This window comes from Pseudomonas petrae (genome assembly GCF_021728295.1).
GTDB lineage: Bacteria > Pseudomonadota > Gammaproteobacteria > Pseudomonadales > Pseudomonadaceae > Aquipseudomonas > Aquipseudomonas petrae.
In genome coordinates this window covers 41,757-61,848 of the sequence record NZ_JAKJXE010000019.1, presented here as the reverse complement: position 1 = coordinate 61,848, position 20,092 = coordinate 41,757, and the positions used below count along the sequence as shown (strand labels likewise).

At 61.9% G+C, this 20,092-nt stretch carries 17 protein-coding genes; 12 read left to right on the top strand and 5 right to left on the bottom strand.

Features of this window, described 5'->3' with window-relative positions; translation table 11 throughout:
- Positions 1 to 465: a transcriptional regulator NrdR gene (gene nrdR / locus L4G42_RS24145; protein WP_065988433.1), complete on the bottom strand. Its 465-nt coding sequence runs from the start codon at positions 463 to 465 to the stop codon at positions 1 to 3.
- A 174-nt stretch (positions 466 to 639) separates the two neighbouring features.
- On the opposite strand from nrdR, the gene L4G42_RS24140 reads away from it, so the two are divergent.
- The 3 genes from L4G42_RS24140 (at position 640) to trxA (ending at position 2,866) form a co-directional block, all read left to right on the top strand.
- Positions 640 to 1,092 carry a hypothetical protein gene (locus tag L4G42_RS24140; RefSeq protein ID WP_237254191.1) on the top strand — a complete coding sequence of 151 codons (453 nt, stop codon included), beginning with the start codon at positions 640 to 642 and terminating at the stop codon, positions 1,090 to 1,092.
- Positions 1,089 to 1,748 (top strand): class I SAM-dependent methyltransferase, encoded by a 660-nt coding sequence (locus L4G42_RS24135; RefSeq protein WP_237254190.1) that lies wholly within the window; start codon positions 1,089 to 1,091, stop codon positions 1,746 to 1,748. Before L4G42_RS24140 ends, L4G42_RS24135 begins: the two co-directional genes overlap by 4 nt.
- Before the next feature lie 245 nt (positions 1,749 to 1,993).
- Positions 1,994 to 2,866, top strand: coding sequence for a thioredoxin (gene trxA, locus L4G42_RS24130; protein ID WP_237254189.1), 873 nt, complete (start codon positions 1,994 to 1,996; stop codon positions 2,864 to 2,866).
- 37 nt (positions 2,867 to 2,903) lie between these two features.
- On the opposite strand, the gene L4G42_RS24125 is transcribed toward trxA, so the two are convergent.
- Positions 2,904 to 3,257, bottom strand: a complete 354-nt coding sequence (locus L4G42_RS24125) for a hypothetical protein (RefSeq protein ID WP_237254188.1) — start codon at positions 3,255 to 3,257, stop codon at positions 2,904 to 2,906.
- Between the two features lie 346 nt (positions 3,258 to 3,603).
- On the opposite strand from L4G42_RS24125, the gene L4G42_RS24120 reads away from it, so the two are divergent.
- The 5 genes from L4G42_RS24120 to L4G42_RS24100 all read left to right on the top strand — a co-directional run bounded on the left by L4G42_RS24120 (position 3,604) and on the right by L4G42_RS24100 (position 7,555).
- A complete protein-coding gene (locus tag L4G42_RS24120) occupies positions 3,604 to 4,182 on the top strand; it encodes a DUF2796 domain-containing protein (protein ID WP_237259811.1) in 579 nt (192 codons plus the stop codon).
- A gap of 63 nt (positions 4,183 to 4,245) precedes the next feature.
- Positions 4,246 to 4,956 (top strand): ABC transporter ATP-binding protein, encoded by a 711-nt coding sequence (locus L4G42_RS24115; protein WP_237254186.1) that lies wholly within the window; start codon positions 4,246 to 4,248, stop codon positions 4,954 to 4,956.
- A gap of 1 nt (position 4,957) precedes the next feature.
- Complete coding sequence (locus L4G42_RS24110; protein WP_237254185.1) at positions 4,958 to 6,223, top strand: ABC transporter permease; 1,266 nt, start codon at positions 4,958 to 4,960, stop codon at positions 6,221 to 6,223.
- A 16-nt stretch (positions 6,224 to 6,239) separates the two neighbouring features.
- The gene (locus L4G42_RS24105; RefSeq protein ID WP_237254184.1) at positions 6,240 to 6,755 is read left to right on the top strand and encodes a DUF3299 domain-containing protein; all 516 of its coding nucleotides are present in this window, start codon (positions 6,240 to 6,242) and stop codon (positions 6,753 to 6,755) included.
- A gap of 113 nt (positions 6,756 to 6,868) precedes the next feature.
- Positions 6,869 to 7,555 (top strand): OmpW/AlkL family protein, encoded by a 687-nt coding sequence (locus L4G42_RS24100; protein WP_237254183.1) that lies wholly within the window; start codon positions 6,869 to 6,871, stop codon positions 7,553 to 7,555.
- A gap of 66 nt (positions 7,556 to 7,621) precedes the next feature.
- On the opposite strand, the gene L4G42_RS24095 is transcribed toward L4G42_RS24100, so the two are convergent.
- Both L4G42_RS24095 and L4G42_RS24090 read right to left on the bottom strand, forming a co-directional pair.
- The gene (locus L4G42_RS24095; RefSeq protein WP_237254182.1) at positions 7,622 to 8,551 is read right to left on the bottom strand and encodes an NAD-dependent epimerase/dehydratase family protein; all 930 of its coding nucleotides are present in this window, start codon (positions 8,549 to 8,551) and stop codon (positions 7,622 to 7,624) included.
- On the bottom strand, positions 8,544 to 9,428 hold the full coding sequence (locus L4G42_RS24090) for a sugar nucleotide-binding protein (RefSeq protein WP_237254181.1): 885 nt from the start codon (positions 9,426 to 9,428) through the stop codon (positions 8,544 to 8,546). Before L4G42_RS24090 ends, L4G42_RS24095 begins: the two co-directional genes overlap by 8 nt.
- 204 nt (positions 9,429 to 9,632) lie before the next feature.
- Between L4G42_RS24090 and L4G42_RS24085 the strand changes: the two genes are divergently transcribed.
- Entirely contained in the window at positions 9,633 to 13,946 is a 4,314-nt protein-coding gene (locus L4G42_RS24085; RefSeq protein WP_237254180.1) for a DEAD/DEAH box helicase, read from the top strand.
- A 51-nt stretch (positions 13,947 to 13,997) separates the two neighbouring features.
- On the opposite strand, the gene L4G42_RS24080 is transcribed toward L4G42_RS24085, so the two are convergent.
- Positions 13,998 to 16,151, bottom strand: a complete 2,154-nt coding sequence (locus L4G42_RS24080) for a mechanosensitive ion channel family protein (protein WP_419789405.1) — start codon at positions 16,149 to 16,151, stop codon at positions 13,998 to 14,000.
- A 217-nt stretch (positions 16,152 to 16,368) separates the two neighbouring features.
- Between L4G42_RS24080 and L4G42_RS24075 the strand changes: the two genes are divergently transcribed.
- From L4G42_RS24075 to L4G42_RS24065, 3 genes are read left to right on the top strand one after another with little or no spacing between them, the layout of a single operon-like run.
- Positions 16,369 to 18,723, top strand: a complete 2,355-nt coding sequence (locus tag L4G42_RS24075; RefSeq protein WP_237254179.1) for an FdhF/YdeP family oxidoreductase — start codon at positions 16,369 to 16,371, stop codon at positions 18,721 to 18,723.
- Between the two features lie 57 nt (positions 18,724 to 18,780).
- Entirely contained in the window at positions 18,781 to 19,359 is a 579-nt protein-coding gene (locus L4G42_RS24070; RefSeq protein ID WP_237254178.1) for a TetR/AcrR family transcriptional regulator, read from the top strand.
- Between the two features lie 48 nt (positions 19,360 to 19,407).
- Positions 19,408 to 19,887, top strand: a complete 480-nt coding sequence (locus L4G42_RS24065) for a nuclear transport factor 2 family protein (RefSeq protein WP_237254177.1) — start codon at positions 19,408 to 19,410, stop codon at positions 19,885 to 19,887.
- Positions 19,888 to 20,092 lie beyond the last annotated feature (205 nt).

Here is a 20,092-nt window from a genome sequence, read left to right as displayed (position 1 = left end):
TCACTCTTTAACCGGCTCGCGGGCCAGTCGGTCGATTTCTTCGCGGAATTCGTTGAGGTCTTGAAACCGCCGATAAACAGAAGCAAAGCGGATGTAGGCCACTTCGTCGAGTTTTTGCAATTCGCCCATCACCAGCTCGCCGACGATCAGCGATTTGACCTCGCGCTCGCCGGTCGCGCGCAGTTTGCTTTTGATGTGGGCCAGGGCCGCTTCGAGACGCTCGACACTAACCGGGCGCTTTTCCAGCGCGCGCTGCATGCCGGCGCGCAGCTTCTCTTCGTCGAAGGGCTGACGGCTGCCGTCCTGCTTGATCAGCCGGGGCAGAACCAGTTCAGCGGTTTCGAATGTGGTGAAGCGTTCTTCGCAGGCGACGCATTCACGGCGGCGGCGAACCTGATCGCCTTCAGCAACGAGGCGCGAGTCAATGACTTTGGTGTCGTTGGCACCGCAAAAGGGACAGTGCATGGTGGCAGGCAACAAAAAAAGGGAGGGCCATGGTAGCGCATCTCGCCGGCAAGACAAGTCCAAGGCTTTGAGGTATATAGACGCGCATTCAGTGCGGTGAAACACGCTGCACTCAGCGATACTGCGCCATCCCGTGCATATCTCGCCCGCATTCTGCTTTGTCTGGAGCTGTTCATGACGCTACGTACGCTTGCTGTAATCAGCCTTGTGGGCCTGCTCGCTGCCTGCAGCACGGCCGAGGCGCCGAAACCTGCGGCACCCGCCAAACCTGCGCCCAACGCCATCACGCTGCCGGAAGGGCAAGGCCCGTTGCAGCCGTTCCAGCGCGAATTGAGCGGCCAGTTGCTGGGCGTGCCGGCCGGCGCAGAGGTCGAGCTGGCGCTGCTGGTGATCGACGATCGTAATCGCCCGCAAAAGCTGCTGACCAGCACCAAGTTGATCGGCAACAACCAGTCGCTGCCGTTTCAGTTGCGCTTCAATCCGGAAGCTTTCCCGGTGGGTGCGCGTGTCGAATTGCGCGGCCGCGCCAGCAAGTCGGGTCAGTTGATTCTGCATCTGCCGTCCGTGCTGATCACCCAGCCCACCACTCAGGCGCTGGGCCAGCTGCAATTCGCTCCCGCGCCGTGACCGCCCCGCTTCATCTGCAAGCCGCATTGAGCGAACTGCTGGGCGATGCGCAACTGGTTGCCGAAGCGCTGCCGGGCACGGACCTGAAGTTGTGGCTGATCGACGCGAACAATATGGATCGCGCGTTCAGCCCCGAGGAAACCCGGCGCATTCTCGAAGACCCGCCCTACTGGAGTTTTTGCTGGGCCAGTGGCCTGGCGCTGGCGCGTTTTCTCGCCGAGCAGCCGCAGTGGGTCGCGGGCAAGCGGGTGCTGGATTTCGGCGCGGGCTCGGGTGTCGCAGGCATTGCGGCGATGAAAGCCGGGGCGCTTGAAGTCGTCGCCTGTGATCTCGATCCGCTGGCGATCCAGGCCTGCCGAGCCAACGCCGAGCTGAACAGCGTGACGCTTCAGTATTCAGGCGACTTCTTCGCCGAGGAGGATCGTTTCGATCTGATCGTGGTGGCGGACGTGTTGTACGACCGCGCCAACCTGCCGCTGTTGGATCAGTTTCTCAGTCGTGGAAAACAAGCGTTGGTGGCCGATTCCCGGGTGCGGGACTTTCAGCATCCTATGTATACGCGGCTGGGAATTCTTGAGGCGCTGACGCTGCCGGATCTGGCCGAGCCGTGGGAGTTTCGCAGGGTGAGTCTTTATCATGCGCAGCGACAGGCCTGACCTGACCTGACCTGACCTGTAGGAGCGTGGCTTGTCCCGCGATCTGACGCGCAGCGGCAGCAACCCACCCAACACGGTGCGTCAGACTTATCGAGTCAGCCGGTTTTACGACGACTTCGTCGCCGATCGCGGGACAAGCCACGCTCCCACAGGTCGTTGCCAAAATGCACATGTGTTGTGGCGCTTCCGACAATCCCCCCAGCCCTTTATAGTTCGCGCCATCAAGCCTTTTTTCGAGACCAGCGATGAGCCAGGACACGCCGTACATCTTCGATGCGACCACCGCCACTTTCGATCAGATGGTCATCGAGAATTCCTTTCACAAACCCGTGCTGGTGGATTTCTGGGCCGAGTGGTGTGCGCCGTGCAAGGTGCTGATGCCGCTGCTGCAACAGATTGCTGAGAGTTATCAGGGCGAACTGCTGCTGGCCAAGGTCGATTGCGACGCTGAACAGGACATCGTGGCGCGCTTCGGCATTCGCAGCCTGCCCACCGTGGTGCTGTTCAAGGACGGTCAGCCGGTGGATGGATTCTCCGGCGCCCAGCCTGAATCGCAAATCCGCGCACTGCTTGAGCCCCATGTGCAGATGCCGCCTCCGGCCGCCGCCGACCCGCTGAAAACCGCGCAGGCGATGTTCGCCGAGAGCCATTTCGCGGAAGCCGAAGCGGTTCTGCAGACCATCCTTGCCGAGGACAACACCAACGCCGCCGCGCTGATTCTGTATGCGCGCTGCCTGGCCGAACGCGGCGAACTGACCGAAGCCCGCACGGTGCTGGAGGCGGTTAAGAGCGATGAGCACAGAGCCGCGCTTGCCGGGGCCAAAGCGCAATTGACGTTTCTGGCTGAAGCCGCCGCGTTGCCTGACGTCGCCGAGTTGAAATCGCGCCTGGCCCAGAACCCGCAGGACGATGAAGCCGCGCACCAGTTGGCGATCCAGCAATTGTCCCGTCAGCAATACGAAGCCGCGCTGGAGGGACTGCTCAAGCTGTTCATCCGCAACCGCAGCTACAACGAAGGCCAGCCGCACAAAACGCTGCTGCAGGTGTTCGACTTGCTGGGCAATGATCACCCGCTGGTTACTACCTATCGTCGTCGGTTGTTTGCGGCGCTCTACTAGCCTTCCCGGCTAAAGCCAGTCCTACAGACCGTGTGTATCAGTCAACCCAGTGATACACCGGCGTGTCGCCCTGGCTTTCCACTTTCACGTTAGCGCTGTGGCGCATCCGCACCATAAGGCGTTTGCCCGCAGCGGTGCTGCCCGACAGACCTTCCAGTTGACCGAGCAGATCTGGCCCGTTCAGGTGACCTGCCTTGCGCAACAGCTCTTGAGCGATGTCCCAGACAGCATCGTTGCGACTGGCCGCAGGCTTGACGGACGTATGACTCGGTTCAGCGGGTTCCTGAACCTGCGTGCCCAGCTGAATGCCCAGCCGAGCCCAGTCGGCGTCGTCCATTTCCACAGTCAGATCCACCGGCAGATCGCCGACGGTTCCACGGATTCGCAGCATGGGGTGTGTCCTCTGATGGGGCGGACCAGCATGGTCCCACAGGAATTGGCGACCTGCACGCGATCCCTGACACCCCGCAATACTGTAGGAGCGTTGCCCCTGAAATCGCATTCGCGGGCAAGCGCGCTCCAACAAGGGGTGGCGTCGAACGTATGATCGGCGTCGTGCACAAGACCTGTAGGAGCGCGCTTGCCCGCGAACACGTCGGCGCATTCAGCATCTTTGTTGACTGACACACCGCGTTCGCCACGCCCCTACAAGGCCGCTTGAAAAAGTTAAGAAACCGCGCAACACATTGTTATAAGATCACATAACAAATTTCAGACTCGCCTCCGGAGCTTCCCCCATGCGTCGTTTGCTGCTCGCCCTGCCCTTCACGTTGCTACCCCTCGCCGTCGCCCACGCGGCCGATGAACATGACCACGATCATGAGCACGGCAGTCTCGGCGCGCATGTGCACGGTGTCGCGCGGCTGGATATGGCGCTGGACGGTCGCACGCTGGAACTGGAACTCGACACGCCGGCGATGAACATCGTCGGCTTCGAGCATCCGGCGACGACCGCCGCAGACAAGATGACCCTGGCCTTGGCCAAGGAGACCCTGCTCAAGCCCCACGCCCTGTTCAGTCTTCCGGAAGCGGCCGGATGCACCGCCACCAAACAGCGGGTGGAAAGCACGCTGTTCGGCGACAAGGATGACGACGATCACGACCACGCAGATGGCGACGCGGCTGAACACGAGCACAGCGAAATTCACGGCCACTACCAGTTCACCTGCAGCGCGCCGAACGTGCTCAACGAGCTCGACCTCACCCAACTGTTCAAAAGCTTCCCGGCCACCCAGACCATCCAGGTGCAACTGGTGACACCGAAACGCCAAATGGGCGCTGAAGTGCGTCCGAGCAACCCGGTGGTCAAGTTTTAACCAGCAACGTTCCATCAGCGACCGGGCTTCCCGGTCGATCATTTTTCAGACGCGCGTGTGGTCATGACTCAAGCTCTCATTGAATTGTCCGAACTCGGCTTCAGCTGGCCGGGGCATCCGCAGCTGCTGGACATTCCGGCGTTTCACCTCGATGCCGGCGAAACCCTGTTCCTCAAAGGCCCCAGCGGTAGCGGCAAAACCACGTTGCTGGGTCTGCTGGGCGGTGTGCAGCGCCCGAGTCGCGGCAGAGTTCGCCTGCTCGGTCAGGAGCTCACGCAGCTCTCGGCCGGGGCGCGGGACCGGTTTCGTGTCGATCACACGGGCTACATTTTCCAGCAGTTCAACCTGCTGCCGTTTTTGTCGGTGCGCGAGAATGTCGAGCTGCCGTGCCGCTTTTCCAAATTACGCACCCAGCGGGCGACGCAGCGCCACGGCAGCGTCGATAAAGCGGCTGAAACCCTGCTCGCTCACTTGGGCTTGAAAGACCCTGAAATGCTTAGCCGCCGCGCCGACTCGCTGTCCATCGGTCAGCAGCAACGCGTCGCTGCCGCCCGCGCCCTGATCGGCCAGCCGGAGCTGGTCATCGCCGACGAACCCACGTCGGCGCTGGATGCCGACGCCCGCGAAGCGTTCATTCAGCTGCTGTTCGCCGAATGCCGCGAGGCCGGTGCCAGCCTGTTGTTCGTCAGCCACGACCAGAGCCTGGCGCCGCTGTTCGACCGCAACCTGTCGCTGGGCGAACTCAATCGCGCCGCCGTCGCCGCAGAGGTTTGAGATGTACCTTCTTCGTCTGGCGCTGGCCAGCCTCGCCAACCGCCGCTTCACTGCCTTCCTCACTGCGTTCGCCATCGCCCTTTCCGTTTGCCTGCTGTTGGCGGTCGAACGTGTGCGCACGGAAGCACGCGCCAGTTTTGCCAGCACCATCAGCGGGACGGACCTGATCGTCGGCGCGCGCTCGGGGTCGGTCAATCTGCTGCTTTACTCAGTGTTTCGCATCGGTAACGCCACCAACAACATTCGCTGGGACAGCTTCGAGCACTTCGCCAACAGCAAGCAGGTGAAGTGGGCGATCCCGATTTCCCTGGGTGACAGCCATCGCGGCTATCGGGTGATGGGCACCAACGAATCGTATTTCGAGCACTACCAGTACGGTCGTCAGCAGCCTCTGGAGCTGGCAGACGGCCGGGCATTCGCCACCGACCCGTTTGAAGTGGTGCTCGGCGCGGAAGTGGCGCAAGCGCTGCATTACAAGCTCGGCGACAAACTGGTGCTGGCCCACGGCGTCGCGACGGTGAGTCTGGTCAAGCATGACGACAAGCCGTTCACCGTCGTCGGCATTCTCAAACGCACCGGCACGCCGGTTGACCGCACGCTGCATATCAGCCTCGGCGGCATGGAGGCGATTCACATCGACTGGCACAACGGTGTGCCGGCACAAGGGGCCGGGCGTATCAGCGCCGATCAGGCACGCAACATGGACCTCACGCCCACCGCCATCACCGCCTTCATGCTCGGGCTGAACAGCAAGATCGCGACCTTCGCCGTGCAGCGCGACATCAACGAGTTCCGGGGCGAGCCGATGCTGGCGATTCTGCCGGGGGTGGCGTTGCAGGAGCTATGGAGCCTGATGGGCACGGCTGAAAAAGCGCTGTTCGTGATTTCGTTGTTCGTCGTCTTGACCGGGTTGATCGGCATGCTCACGGCGATTCTCACCAGCCTGAACGAGCGGCGTCGGGAGATGGCGATTCTGCGTTCGGTGGGGGCACGCCCTTGGCATATCGCAAGCCTGCTGGTGCTGGAAGCGTTTGCGCTGGCGCTGGGGGGCTCGGTCTGCGGGCTGGCGCTGCTTTACATCGGCATCGCCTCCGCGCAGGGTTACGTGCAGGCCAATTACGGTTTGTACCTGCCGCTGTCACTGCCCAGCACGTACGAGTGGACGCTGCTGGCGGGGATTCTCGGCGCTGCAGTGTTGATGGGCACCGTTCCCGCGTGGCGTGCCTATCGCCAGTCGCTGGCAGACGGATTGTCGATTCGCTTATGAGGTCGTTGTGATGCGGATGGGTTGGATGCTTTTAATGCTTGTCGCGACGCCGTTGTGGGCCCAGGACCTGCGGGTGCTGACGTGGCAGGAAATGATCCCGCCTGACGCGCCGCCAGTGAAGCTGATCACCGCGCCGATTCATAACCTGTCGAGCATGGCGGACACCCTCTCAGTCGAGTCTGCGCCCGCCGCGCATCAACTGGCCCCCCATGCACCCGTGGTCAAGTCGCTGGACGGCGAGCGAGTGCGGCTGCCGGGGTATATCGTGCCGCTGGAAGTCAGCGAGGAAGGCCGGGTGACGGAGTTTTTGCTGGTGCCGTACTTCGGCGCCTGCATTCACGTGCCACCGCCGCCGCCGAATCAGATCGTCCACGTGACCAGCGAGTTGGGCGTCAAGGTGGACGAGCTGTACCAACCCTACTGGATCGAAGGCCCGATGCAGGTCAAATCCTCGACCAGCGAATTGGCCGACGCGGGTTACCAGATGGAAGCGGACAAGATTCTGGTGTACGAAATGCCGGATGAGCAGTGAGTTGTCGCTAACAGGCACACCCTAATCAAGGTTTCATTGAGCCAGGTCAAAAACCGCGACCTGGACGCTTCGTAACATACGGCATCTCTTTTTTATGCCCTTACGGAGCCCCCATGCACAAGTCCCTGCTCAGCGCGCCCCTGCTCGCGCTTGCACTCGGTGTTCCCTTCGCTGCTCACGCCCACCAGGCCGGTGATTTTATCGTTCGCGCCGGTTCTGCCACGACAGCGCCCAACGAAGAGAGCGGAAACCTGAAGCTCGACGGGGCCAAGGTCCCGGGCACCAAAGCGACGTTGACCAGCGACACGCAACTGGGCCTGACCTTCGCCTACCTGCTCACCGATCACGTCGGCCTCGAACTGCTGGCGGCCACGCCCTTCCAGCACACCGTCGCGGTCAAAGGCCTGGGCCCGGGGCTGGATGGCAAGCTGGCGGACGTGAAACAACTGCCGCCGACCCTGTCGCTGCAGTACTACCCGATGGACGCGACGTCGAAATTTCAGCCATACGCCGGTCTCGGGGTGAATTACACCTGGTTCTACGATGAAAACCTGAGCAGCGAACGCAAAGGCCAGGGCATGAACAACCTGCACATCAAGAACTCCTGGGGCTGGGCCGGTCAGATCGGCGCGGACTACATGCTGACGGACACGATCATGGTCAACGCCGCCGTCTGGTACGTAGACATCGACACCCAAGCCACGCTGGACGGCCCGTCGGCGCTGGGCGTCGGCCGAACCAAAGTGAACGTGGACGTCGATCCGTGGGTGTACATGGTCGGTGTGGGTTACACGTTCTAAGCGCTTGCGCCCGAACGAGCAGGCACAAAAAAGGCACCTCATCGGTGCCTTTTTGCTGCGTGGATTTCAGCGCCCCATCAGCCGCGCCAGCCCGACTTTCAGCGGCGTCGGCTCGGGCACTTTGAAGCGCTCAAGCAGACGCTGATTGCTCGCCCGTGAATGCTTGATGTCACCCGAGCGCGCCGGCAGGTAGCTCACCGGCGGCAGATTCCCGACCACCTCGGCAAGGGCGCCCAGCAGCTGGTTCAGCGAAGTCGTCGCGTTCAGGCCGACATTGACTGCGCCCTCTGCCACCGTCGGCATCTCGATGCCCTGCACCACGAGGTCAACCAGGTCCTCAACGTAGAAGAAATCCCGCGTCTGCTCGCCGTCGCCGAAGACCGCAATCGGCAGGCCATTTAGCGCACGCTCCGCGAAGATGCTGATCACGCCCGAGTACGGCGAAGAAGGATCCTGTCGCGGGCCGAAGATGTTGAAGAAGCGGAACACGACAGGCTCGAAACCATGCTGGCGGCGATAGAAATCGAAGTAGTGCTCACCGGCAAGTTTGTCCGACGCGTAGGGGGTCAGCGGTGCTTTCGGCGTGTCTTCGGTAATGGCCTCCCCTTCGCCGTTGTTGCCGTAAATCGCAGCGCTAGAGGCAAACACAACGCGTTTGATACCGGCCTGACGCATCGCTTCGCAGACATTCAGCGTGCCGATGAAATTGCTCTGATGGGTCTTCACCGGATCATCCACCGAGGCCTGCACCGACGCGACGGCAGCCAGATGCGCAACGGCCTGACAACCCACCGCCGCCCGCGCCACCAGCGCGGCATCGGCCACATCACCTTCGATCAACTCGACGCGCGGGTTGTCCAGCGGCAGGTTACTGCGCTTGCCGGTGGACAGGTCGTCGAGAATGCGCACCGCATAGCCCTTGGCGAGCAGCGCGTCGGTCAGGTGCGAACCGATGAAACCGGCGCCGCCGGTGATGAGGACAGGAGCATCAGACATGGCGGTAATAGCGGTCCAGTAGGTTGGGCAAGCCGGCACGCCAGGCGCGTGGTTTGATACCGAAAGTGTGGAGGATTTTCTTGCAGGCGAGCACGGCGTTCTGCGGCTCTTCGCTGGCGTCCGGACGTGCGGCGTGGGCCTGCGCAGTCGGCGTCTCGATCGCCAGCGGGCGAAGCAGACGGGCTTCGGTCAACACGGCCTGGCCGAATGCCAGTGGCGTAGTCGCTTCGTGCCCGGCGTAGTGATAAGTGCCCCACAGCGGTGCGGCGCAATCCAGTTGCTTGAGCACTGAAATGATGACCCTCGCGGCATCGTCGACCGGGGTCGGATTGCCACGACGATCGTCTGCCAGCGGCAATTCACCGGGGGACTCGGCGCGGCTGAGAAAGCGGCCAAGCACGCCTTCGGCGCTGTCGTCCAGCAGCCAGCCGAAACGCAGCAACACATGCTGCGGGCAGGTTGCACGCACGCTTTGCTCGATGCGCCATAAGGCCTGACCACGGGAACCCAGCGGCACGGGCTCGTCTTTTTCGCTGTAAGCCGTGGCCCGCGAACCGTCGAACACGCGGTAGCTGGACGGTTGAACGAGGACGATATTGTGGTGCTGGCACAGTTCAGCGAGACGCTCGACGGAGCGTTCCTGATTATCCAGCTTGTCAGCACTTACCCGCTCCGCCTGAAACCAGTCGAAGTAGTAAGCGAGATTGATCAAGGCATCCGGGCGGGTGTCATCGAGCAGTTGCGTCAGGCTTGCCGCATCCCAACCTTCTAGGGGTGGACGCGGTGCGAGGAAACCAATGTTCTCCTCGGCACCTAGACGAATCAACGCCTGCCCAAGGGCATTCCCGCCGCCCAACAGCATAAGGCGCATTCGCATAGAGTCAGCAGGCTCAGTCTTCAGGTCGATTAAAAATAGGTGAAAAACGTCCGCAAACATAACACGTCATTGGGCAAGTCCCAACAACGGCGGGCATGCGCGCGTGCGGGTGCCCTGAAACGCGTCGCCGATCGCTCGCCCTTGTGTCTTCCCCTCGAGTACCTGCCCCTTGCATCTGCTTCACTGCGACCGCATTAATTGCGGATGAACCTTCCCCAGACGCCCGACCCGGTGCTCGACGCCTTTCATCCGGCGGTCAGCGCGTGGTTTCGCTCGACGTTCCCGGCCATTACCGCGGCCCAGGCGCAGGCGTGGCCGCTGATCAAACGCCGCGAGTCCACGTTGATCGCCGCGCCCACCGGCTCCGGGAAAACCCTGACGGCGTTTCTGGCGGTCATTGATGATTTGGTGCATCAAGGGCTGGAGAGGGGCGGCGAGCTGCCGAATGAGACGTTTGTGGTGTATGTCTCGCCGCTGAAAGCGCTGTCCAACGACATCCAGATCAATCTACAAAACCCGCTGGCGGGCATCACCGATCAACTGATCCAGCAAGGTCTGCCCGGCCTGCGCATCACCACCGCCGTGCGCACCGGTGACACGCCGCAGAAAGAACGCACCGCCATGCGCAAAACCGCGCCGAACATTTTGGTCACGACGCCGGAATCGCTTTACGTGCTGCTGGGATCCGACTCCGGCCGGCGCATGTTGTCTAGCACGCAGACCGTCATCGTCGATGAAATTCACGCCATCGCTGCGGGTAAGCGCGGCAGTCATCTGGCCCTGACTCTGGAGCGTTTGCAGGCGCTGTGTGCGAAGCCGCTTCTGCGTATCGGCCTGTCGGCGACGCAAAAACCCATCGAGCGGGTATCGCGCTTTCTGGTCGGCAGCGATCCGGTCAGCCGTCCCTGCGCCATCATCGACATCGGCCACGCCCGCCCTCGAGATCTGGCTATCGAAGTGCCGCCGGTTGCCTTGAGCGCCGTGATGTCCAGTGACGTCTGGCAACTGGTCTACGACCGGCTTGCAGCGCTGGCCCGTGAACATCGCACCACCCTCATCTTCGTCAACACGCGGCGGCTGGCCGAGCGCATGGCGCGGCATCTGAGCGAGCGACTGGGCAAAGAGGCGGTCGCCGCGCACCACGGCAGCATGGCTAAAGAGCAAAGGCTCGACGCCGAACAGCGTCTCAAGCGCGGTGACCTGCAAGTGCTGATCGCCACCGCTTCGCTGGAACTGGGGATAGATATCGGCGACGTCGATCTGGTCTGCCAGATCAGCTCGCCCCGCTCCATCGCTTCCTTTTTGCAGCGCGTCGGCCGTTCCGGTCACCACGTAGGCGGCACGCCCAAGGGACGGCTGTTTGCTGTGTCTCGGGATGATCTGATCGAGTGCGCGGCGCTGCTGGATTGTGTACGTCGCGGCGAGCTCGACACGCTGGTCATTCCCAAGGCGCCGCTGGATGTCCTGGCGCAGCAGATTATCGCTGAGGTGAGTTGTCAGGAATGGCAGGAGCAGGACCTGCTGGCGCTGTTCCGCAAGGCGTCGCCGTACGCCGATGTCGACGAAAGCCATTATCAAGCACTCTTAACCATGCTCGCCGAGGGTTACAGCGGCGGGCAGGGCGTGCGTGCTGCGTATCTGCATCGCGACGCGGTGACCCGCACGTTGCGTGGCCGGCGCGGCAGTAAACTCACGGCGGTCACCAGCGGCGGCACGATCCCCGACAACGCCGATTACAGCGTGGTCCTCGAACCTCAGGCGCTGAACATCGGCACCGTCAACGAAGACTTCGCCGTGGAGAGCGCCGCGGGTGACATCTTCCAGCTGGGCAACACGTCCTACCGGATTCTGCGGATCGAGTCCGGGCGAGTGCGAGTCGAGGACGCCCACGGCATGCCGCCAAACATTCCGTTCTGGATGGGTGAGGCGCCGGGGCGCAGCGATGAACTGTCTTTCGCCGTCGCCCGTTTGCAGGCCGACATCGACGAGCAGCTCAGCGCCCACCCCGGCAATCTTCAGGCCTGCACCGACTGGCTGATGAAAAGCCTGGGCCTGGACCTCGCCAGCGCCGAGCAGATCATTGAATACCTCGCTCGCGCGCACTCGGCCCTGGGCGCGCTGCCGTCCCAGGACACGCTGGTCATCGAGCGTTTTTTCGATCAGTCCGGCGGCACGCAACTGGTGATTCATTCGCCGTTCGGCAGCCGGGTCAATCGTGCGTGGGGCCTGGCACTGCGCAAGCGCTTCTGCCGCACCTTCAACTTCGAGCTGCAAGCCGCCGCCAGCGAGGACGCCATCGTGCTGTCGCTGTCCACGGCGCACAGTTTTGCGCTGGACGAAGTCTGGCGCTATCTCAACTCCGCCACCGCCGAGCATTTACTGATTCAGGCGGTGCTGGATGCGCCGCTGTTCGGCGTGCGCTGGCGCTGGAACGCCGGCGTGGCGCTGGCCCTGCCGCGTTACACCGGCGGGCGAAAAGTGGCGCCGCAGCTGCAGCGGATCAAGAGCGATGACTTGATCGCCACGGTGTTTCCGGACCAGATCGCCTGCCTGGAAAATCTGGTGGGCGAGCGGGATGTACCGGAGCATCCGCTGATCGAGCAGACCCTGGACGACTGCCTGCACGAAGCCATGGACGCCGAAGGCTGGCTGAAACTGCTGCGGCGTATGGAAAACGGCGAAGTGCGTCTGGTGAGTCGCGATCTGCCCGCGCCCTCGCCGCTGGCGGCGGAAATCCTCAACGCCAAGCCGTATGCGTTTCTCGATAACGCGCCGCTGGAAGAACGTCGCACCCAGGCGGTGCTCAATCGGCGCTGGAGCGACCCGGAATCCACCGACGATCTCGGCGCGCTGGATGTCGATGCGATCAAAGCGGTGGCCGATGAAGCCTGGCCGCAGCCGCAAAACGTCGATGAGATGCACGAGGCGCTGATGAGCCTGGGATGCATCACCGGCGTTGAGGCCCGCGAGCACACCGACTGGATGAAATGGCTGGAAAGCCTGGCCCGCTCCGGCCGTGGCACACGCCTGCAGGTCACGCCGGAGCAGGCGTTGTGGATTCCCCTGGAGCGGCTGACCTGTTTGCAGGCGATCTATCCCGCCGCCGAAATGCACCCGCCGTTGGCGGCATTGGCCGGGTTCGACGGGGCGTGGAGTGAGGACGAAGCGCGCGTGGAAATCGTGCGTGCGCGGCTTGGCGGCTTCGGCCCGCTCACGGTTACCGCCATTGCCGAGCCGCTGGCGCTGACACAGAACGAGATCGCTCAGGCGCTGGCGCAGTTGGAGAACGAAGGCTACGTGCTGCGCGGCCAGTTCAGCCCTGACGCCCGCGGGGAAGAATGGTGCGAGCGGCATCTGCTGTCGCGCATCCACCGTTACACGGTCAAACGCCTGCGCCGGGAAATCGAGCCGGTGTCGCTGCAGGACTTCACCCGATTCCTGTTCGATTGGCAGCATCTGTCCGCCACGACCCAGAGTCAGGGCAAAGCCGCGCTGCCGGAAGTCGTCGCGCAACTGGAGGGATTCTCGTCAGCCGCAGGCGCGTGGGACAGTGATCTGCTTCCGGCACGCTTGAAGGACTATTCATCGATCTGGCTGGATGATCTGTGTCGGTCCGGCAAGGTGGTGTGGATGCGCCTGACCAGTCGCAACAAGGTTGGCAGCGCTGCGTTGCGCAGTACGCCGATTGTGCTGCTGCCGCGACCGCAGGTTCGCCTGTGGACCGGGCTGACCGAACAGCCGGCGCCGACCGAATTATCCCTGCGCGCGCAGAAGGTTCATGAGGTGTTGTCGAGCCAGGGCGCGATGTTTTTCGACGAGCTGACCGGTGAAGCGCACCTGCTGCGGGCCGAGCTGGAAACGGCGCTGCAGGAATTGGTCGGCGCCGGGCTGGTCAATGCCGACAGTTTTGCCGGGCTGCGGGCGCTGATCACTCCGGCGAGCAAGCGCGCCAGCCACACCAGCCGACGCAATCGCGGCGCGTTCATTGGCGGCATGGACGATGCCGGGCGCTGGGCGTTGTTGCGTCGCGCGCCGGCGAAGGAAGAAGGCGTGTCGCAAAGGATCGACGGCGACACGCTGGAGCATGTCGCCATGACGTTGCTGCGCCGATACGGCGTGGTGTTCTGGCGCCTGCTGGAGCGCGAGGCAGACTGGCTGCCGACGTGGCGGGAGCTGCTGCGCACGTTCCATCGGCTTGAAGCACGCGGAGAGATTCGGGGCGGGCGCTTTGTTGCAGGCCTGGCCGGTGAACAATTTGCCTTACCGGAAGCGATTCCCTTGCTGCGCGACGTCCGCAAGCGCCCACTGGACGGCAGCCTGATTGCCGTCAGCGGGGTTGACCCGCTCAACCTCGCCGGGACGCTGCTTCCCAGCGCGAAAGTCCCGGCGATTGTGGGCAACAAACTGGTTTACCGCGACGGCATCCCCATTGCCGCCATCATCGCCGGCAAGCCGCAGTATTGGGGCGAGGTGGATGAGGCGCTGATGTTGCAGGTGCGGGATCGGTTGTTCAGGTAAGCGCAACCGAGTGGGGCGTGTTACCACGCTCGACTCGGCTGTGGCCCGATCTCAAACCGGGCTTTCGGACCAATCCTTGTTCACCACCGAGGTCTTGCCCGGCAGCGCTTGTTGCTCTGTGCCCTCTTCCCCCTCAGGTGCCTGACGATTGTGCGGGCTCATCACCAGTTGTGGATAAGTTTGCGCGAATCGCACGTCAGGCGACTTATCCACAAGCCGCTTGAGCCGATCGTTGAATGCACGACTCACCGCGTACTGCCCACCCGACGAGGTACGGAACTGCGCCGTGATGACAATGCCGTTCATGTCCATGCGGTCCAGTCCGAATACTTCCAACGGACCCTGCAGCTTGCTCGCCAGCAGCAAGTCGTCGCTGATCGACTGGCCCGCTTCACGAATCAGCGAGGTCGCCGCGTCCACGTCCGTGTCGTAGGTGAACTGGAACGAGAAGAACGCGTAAGCGAATTGCCGCGACTGGTTGGTGACCGCCTTGATCTGCCCAAACGGCACCGAATGCACGAAGCCCTTGCCGTCGCGCAGACGCAGGGTGCGGATCGTCAGGCTCTCGACTGTGCCGGCATGGCCTGAATCCAGCACCACCCAGTCGCCGATGGAGATGGTGTCCTCGATGATGATGAACAGCCCGGTAATGACGTCTTGCACCAACTGCTGCGAGCCGAAACCGATCGCCAGACCGACAACCCCGGCACCGGCCAGCAATGGCGCGACGTTGATGCCCAGGTTGGCCATCGTCGTGATGGTGCAGATCACCACGAGGATGATCTTCATCGCGTTACGCAACAGCGGCAGGATGGTCTTCACCCGCGTGCTCGGCTGACGCGCGGAACGTCCATTGGCCGGAGGCTTCAGGGCTTCCTGAATGGCTGTGTCCATGACCACCCACAGCAGCCAGGTCACCAGCAGAATCAGACCGATGCTACTGAGGGAGTCGCTGATCACTTTGCCCAGCGCATTGCGTTGGGCAAATTCAAACAGCGAGAAACCCCAGATCCGGCCCAACAACTCGATGAAACCGATTGCAAGCGCAATTCGCATGACCGCGTGTAGCAAGCTCAGCAAACGCTCCTTGTAAACACTGTCGGTCCGCGCCTCGGTGGGTTTGAACATGTGCTGGAACAAGGTGCTGAGAAACACCGCACCAATCAGCAGGACCGTCGTCAGCAACGCGCAACGCAAGGCTTCCTGGCTGCCTTCGCCGGCGCCGATCAGATTCACTGCCGAGACCAGAATCATCAGCAGGATCGGCAAGTGCCACAGGCTGGAGAAGATCTTCAGCGTCTGTTGCACCGCTGGCCGCGCCAACCGGGCGCCCAGGGAACGGTTGCGGATCAGGTGCGCGATCGGCCGGCGCATGCGGATGACCACCATGCCAAACATGACCGACGCCATCAGCCCGGTGAACGCGGCGACGCTGGTGGTCACGTTGCCGCCGAACAGCCTGGCAATCTGCGGGCTGGTCAACGCGTCGCTCAACGCCGCGAGGAAGCCGATGATGAACAAGGGGTGCGGCGCGTAGTGACGAATGATGCGCACCGCCGGCCGTTTGTGGCCCGAATTAAACAGCACGATCAGTGACAACAGCACCGATGTGGAGAAAATCCCGCTGCTGGTCGAGTAAGCCAGACACAGCGCCAGCGCGCGCCCCACCGACGTCGGCATGAAGTGACTGACGTACAGCGTCAGCGGCAGGCAGATGAGCGCCGGCACCATGTACGGCAGCACATAGCCCAGCACCCCGACCACGCGATCGCGGCGAATCAATAACCGATGCCGTGATAACCGTGTGACGAGAAACGCGCCGATGCGATTGAGCAGCAGGAACGCCCCCGCCCACACCAGGGACAGCATCACGAAATCGCCGGCGATCCGCCAGGCTGATCGCGACTGTGGTTTGTTGACCAGCGCGTCGATCTCGTCGGCGGCGCGGTCTGCCCGTAGTCGCCACGAGTCGAGCAAGTGACCATCAACGTCGAGTTTGTCCTGCACGCTGTCGATGCTGGAACTGATGGCGCCGAGCAATCCGCCTTTGACCAGAATCTCCGCTTTGGCAGGATCCTCCGGCGCCGGGTCGGCAGGTGCAGCAGCAGGAGCAGTCGTTGCGGCGGGGGCGTCGGCGGCTTGAACATTGACGCTGCAAACGCTTAACAGCAGGCATAGCAACAGAAAGGGTTTGAAATTCGGCACAACGGGAGTCACTCCTTCAGTCAGAGACCGTGGAAAAAACGGCCCTCTGAAACTGATCGGATTTCATCCGGCAAGTTCGCTCCGACACACAATCGTCATGTTGGCCGTTGACGGTCCTCTCACCGAGAAATGTAACGAACCTTTACCGAGCCGCTTCGTCGTAGCCTTTACGAGGGCGACTGTCTCCAGTGCGCCCGCTCCGCCGAGGATCACCTTCATGACGCTCATCCATCCCAAAGCCCATTTCCGCCCCTACACCTCTGCCGCCGGCGGTTGGGGCTCGGCGAAGTCGGTGATGGAGATCCTCTGGCGCGAGCAGGCGCCGATTCGAGCGGGGCTGCCGCTGATCAAGCAAAACAAGCCGGGCGGATTCGCCTGCGTCAGCTGCGCGTGGGCCAAGCCCGGCAAACCCCACAGCCTGGAGTTCTGCGAAAACGGCGCGAAGGCCACGGCCTGGGAGCTGACGTCGCGGAAGACCGATCCGGCCTTTTTCGCCCGTCATACGCTCACCGAGTTGCGCCAGTGGCCCGATTACGACTTAGAGCAGCAGGGCCGCCTCACGCATCCCATGCGGTACAACGCTGCGACCGATCGCTACCAGGAAACCACGTGGGAGGAAGCCTACCGTGACATTGGCGCGCAGCTGAAAAGCATGTCGCCCGACAGCGTGGTTTTTTATGCGTCGGGCCGGGCCTCGCTGGAAACGTCGTTCATGTACCAGCTCCTCGCCCGCGCCTATGGCACCAATAATTTGCCCGACAGCTCGAACATGTGCCACGAGAGCACGTCGGTCGGCTTGCAGGAAAGTATCGGCGTACCGGTAGGAACGGTGACGCTGGATGACTTTGAGCACACCGACTGCATCCTGTTTTTCGGCCAGAACGTGGGCAGTAACAGCCCGCGGATGCTGCATCAACTGCGTGAAGCCCGGCAACGTGACGTGCCGATCATTACGTTCAACCCTATTCGCGAGCGCGGTCTCGAACGCTTCGTCAATCCGCAGTCTCCCGTGGAGATGCTGGGGCCGAACTCGACCGTCATCAGCACGCAATACCACCAATTGGCGATCGGTGGCGACACGGCCGTTGTCATGGGCATCGCCAAGTCGCTGTTCGAGATGGACGAGGCGGCGCTGGCCAAGGGTCAGCCCGGGATCATCGATCAGGCGTTCATTGCCCAACACACCGAAGGATTCGCTGAGTTCTGCAACTCCGTACTCGAAACACCGTGGGACACCATCGAGCGTCAGGCAGGACTCAGCCGCAGCGCGCTGGAGGCAGTGGCGACGGTGTACGCCAGACACGAGCGCGTGATGCTGGTTTACGGCATGGGCATCACCCAACACCGGCGCGGCGTGACCAACGTGCAGATGTTGGTGAATCTGCTCCTGCTGCGCGGCAACATCGGCAAGCGCGGTGCCGGCATCTGCCCGGTGCGAGGTCACTCCAATGTGCAGGGGCAGCGCACGGTTGGCATTACCGAAGACCCGAAAAAGATTCCTGTGGATAAGATTGAGGAACTGTACGGTTTCACGGTCCCCTCGAAAAAAGGCTTGAATACCGTTGAGACGTGCGAGGGGCTTCTCGACGGGAGCGTGCGCGGGTTCATCGGGCTCGGCGGGAATTTTCTGCGGGCGATCCCGGATACGTCCCGCATGGAGCCGGCTTGGAATACATTGGAGCTGAACGTTCAGATCGCCACCAAGCTGAACCGCACTCATCTGGTTCCGGGGAAAAACGCATGGATACTGCCCTGCCTGGGGCGCATCGAAAAGGATGTACAAAACGGCGTCGAGCAGGTTTATACCACTGAAGACAGCACCGGCTGCGTGCGGGCCTGGCAGGGTAATAGCGAACCGGCCAGCGCCCACGCCCGTGCCGAGGTCGCAATTCTCGCAGGTATCGCCGAGGCAACATTACCCGGTGCCACTCGAATCGATTGGGACGCGCGGCGCCGCGATTACGCGCTGATTCGTCAGGGCATCGCTCAGGTCTACCCCGAAATTTTTCACGACATGGAAACCCGCATGTGGGAAACCGGCGGTTTTCATCGCCCCATTGCCGCAGCGAAGCGTGAATGGAAAACCGAGAGCGGCCGCGCAATCTTCATCACGCCCGAGCTGCTGGAAGAAGACGATGACGTGTACCCGAACCACACTCGCCGCGACGTTTTGCAACTCATGACGCTGCGCAGCAATGACCAGTTCAACACCACGATCTACGGCTACGAAGATCGCTTCCGTGGCGTCAGCGGCACCCGCGCAGTCATCTTCATGAACCGCAACGATGTCCTGCGACTGGGCTTCAAACCGGGAGACTGGGTCAACGTCACTACGGCTATCGAGCCGCAGGTCACGCGTTCGGTAGGGCCTTTGCAGATCATCGCCTACGACATCCCCGAAAACTGCTGCGCGGCGTACTACCCCGAGTGCAACCCACTCGTTCCGCTGTGGCACCACGCTGAACGCAGCAAGGTGCCTGCGGCTAAATCCATCCCCGTTACGCTGGCCAAGGCTTCACCCAGCGCAGGCGATTTGAAGCGTGCGCTGCCCGAGTCCGACCAGGTGCGTTGAGCCTATTTTTGAATGGGCGGCTTGACGTGGGAGAACGTACGTTCTACCTTTTGCGTCATGAATACATCAACGACCAACACTCGCGAGAAAATCCTCGCGACTGCCGAGCAGCTCATTTACCAGAACGGCATTCAGGCCACCGGCATGGATCTTTTGGTGAAGACGTCGGGCGTCGCGAGGAAAAGCATCTATCGCTACTTCGCCACCAAAGATGACGTGGCCGCGGCTGCACTCAACGCCCGTGACGTGCGCTGGATGGACTGGTTCCGGACTGAATCAAACAAGGCCGACACCCCTGAGGCGCGCATTCTGAATATGTTTGACGTGCTCAAAGGCTGGTTCGAGTCCGAAGGCTTTCGCGGCTGCGCATTTATCAATACGGCAGGAGAAGTCGGCGACCCACAGGACCCCATCCGTCTGATCGCCAAGCTGCACAAACAGAAGCTGCTGGACTACACGCTTGAGCTCTGCGAGCAGCTCGGTATTGCCGATCCGCAAGCTTTGGCCAAACAGTTACTCATCCTTATGGAAGGCGCGATCACCGTCGCCCGCGTCATGGGTGACTACAGCGCTGCAGAAAGCGCCAAGGCTGTTGCGCAGTTGATGCTTGAACAACGCTCGCGTTCCATTTCCTAGCTACAAACGTCCCACCCACCGCCGAACCATCACCGCCTGGAGGTCCCTATGTCGTCCAATGCCCAGACTCGCCCGCCACTTCCCCCTTTCACCCGAGAATCCGCCATCGAAAAGGTTCGCCTGGCTGAGGATGGCTGGAACAGCCGGGACGCTGAAAAGGTCTCGCTGGCCTACACGCTCGACACCAAATGGCGCAACCGCGCCGATTTCGCCGAGAATCGTGAAGAAGCAAAAAATTTCCTGATCCGCAAGTGGAACAAGGAGCTCGACTACCGCCTGATCAAAGAAATCTGGGCGTTCACCGATAACCGCATCGCGGTCCGTTACGCCTACGAATGGCATGATGACTCAGGCAACTGGTTCCGCTCGTACGGCAACGAGAATTGGGAATTCAATGAAGACGGCTTGATGGCGCGACGCTTCGCCTGCATCAATGACATGCCGATCAAAGAAGCGGATCGCAAGTTTCACTGGCCGCTGGGCCGCCGTCCTGACGATCATCCCGGGTTGTCGGATCTGGGTCTGTAATCCTCGAACGCGACCCAAAACAAAGCCCCCGACAGCTGAGCTGTGCGGGGGCTTTTGTTTACAGCGTTATCGCGTTTGGATACGCGCTGCTTAGAAGGGGAGTACTGACAAGCAACACATAAGTAACTGACTTTATTGGATTTATATTAAAGCACGCCGATAACAGTTATTTTATTTTGTAAAGCAAAACGCTCGGCGTCCCGTT

Coding starts and splice junctions, on each gene's coding strand:
- nrdR (WP_065988433.1), bottom strand. CDS start 465: ATGCACTGTCCCTTTTGCGGTGCCAACGACACCAAAGTCATTGACTCG.
- L4G42_RS24140 (WP_237254191.1), top strand. CDS start 640: ATGACGCTACGTACGCTTGCTGTAATCAGCCTTGTGGGCCTGCTCGCT.
- trxA (WP_237254189.1), top strand. CDS start 1,994: ATGAGCCAGGACACGCCGTACATCTTCGATGCGACCACCGCCACTTTC.
- L4G42_RS24125 (WP_237254188.1), bottom strand. CDS start 3,257: ATGCTGCGAATCCGTGGAACCGTCGGCGATCTGCCGGTGGATCTGACT.
- L4G42_RS24120 (WP_237259811.1), top strand. CDS start 3,604: ATGCGTCGTTTGCTGCTCGCCCTGCCCTTCACGTTGCTACCCCTCGCC.
- L4G42_RS24115 (WP_237254186.1), top strand. CDS start 4,246: ATGACTCAAGCTCTCATTGAATTGTCCGAACTCGGCTTCAGCTGGCCG.
- L4G42_RS24110 (WP_237254185.1), top strand. CDS start 4,958: ATGTACCTTCTTCGTCTGGCGCTGGCCAGCCTCGCCAACCGCCGCTTC.
- L4G42_RS24105 (WP_237254184.1), top strand. CDS start 6,240: ATGGGTTGGATGCTTTTAATGCTTGTCGCGACGCCGTTGTGGGCCCAG.
- L4G42_RS24100 (WP_237254183.1), top strand. CDS start 6,869: ATGCACAAGTCCCTGCTCAGCGCGCCCCTGCTCGCGCTTGCACTCGGT.
- L4G42_RS24095 (WP_237254182.1), bottom strand. CDS start 8,551: ATGTCTGATGCTCCTGTCCTCATCACCGGCGGCGCCGGTTTCATCGGT.
- L4G42_RS24090 (WP_237254181.1), bottom strand. CDS start 9,428: ATGCGAATGCGCCTTATGCTGTTGGGCGGCGGGAATGCCCTTGGGCAG.
- L4G42_RS24085 (WP_237254180.1), top strand. CDS start 9,633: ATGAACCTTCCCCAGACGCCCGACCCGGTGCTCGACGCCTTTCATCCG.
- L4G42_RS24075 (WP_237254179.1), top strand. CDS start 16,369: ATGACGCTCATCCATCCCAAAGCCCATTTCCGCCCCTACACCTCTGCC.
- L4G42_RS24070 (WP_237254178.1), top strand. CDS start 18,781: ATGAATACATCAACGACCAACACTCGCGAGAAAATCCTCGCGACTGCC.
- L4G42_RS24065 (WP_237254177.1), top strand. CDS start 19,408: ATGTCGTCCAATGCCCAGACTCGCCCGCCACTTCCCCCTTTCACCCGA.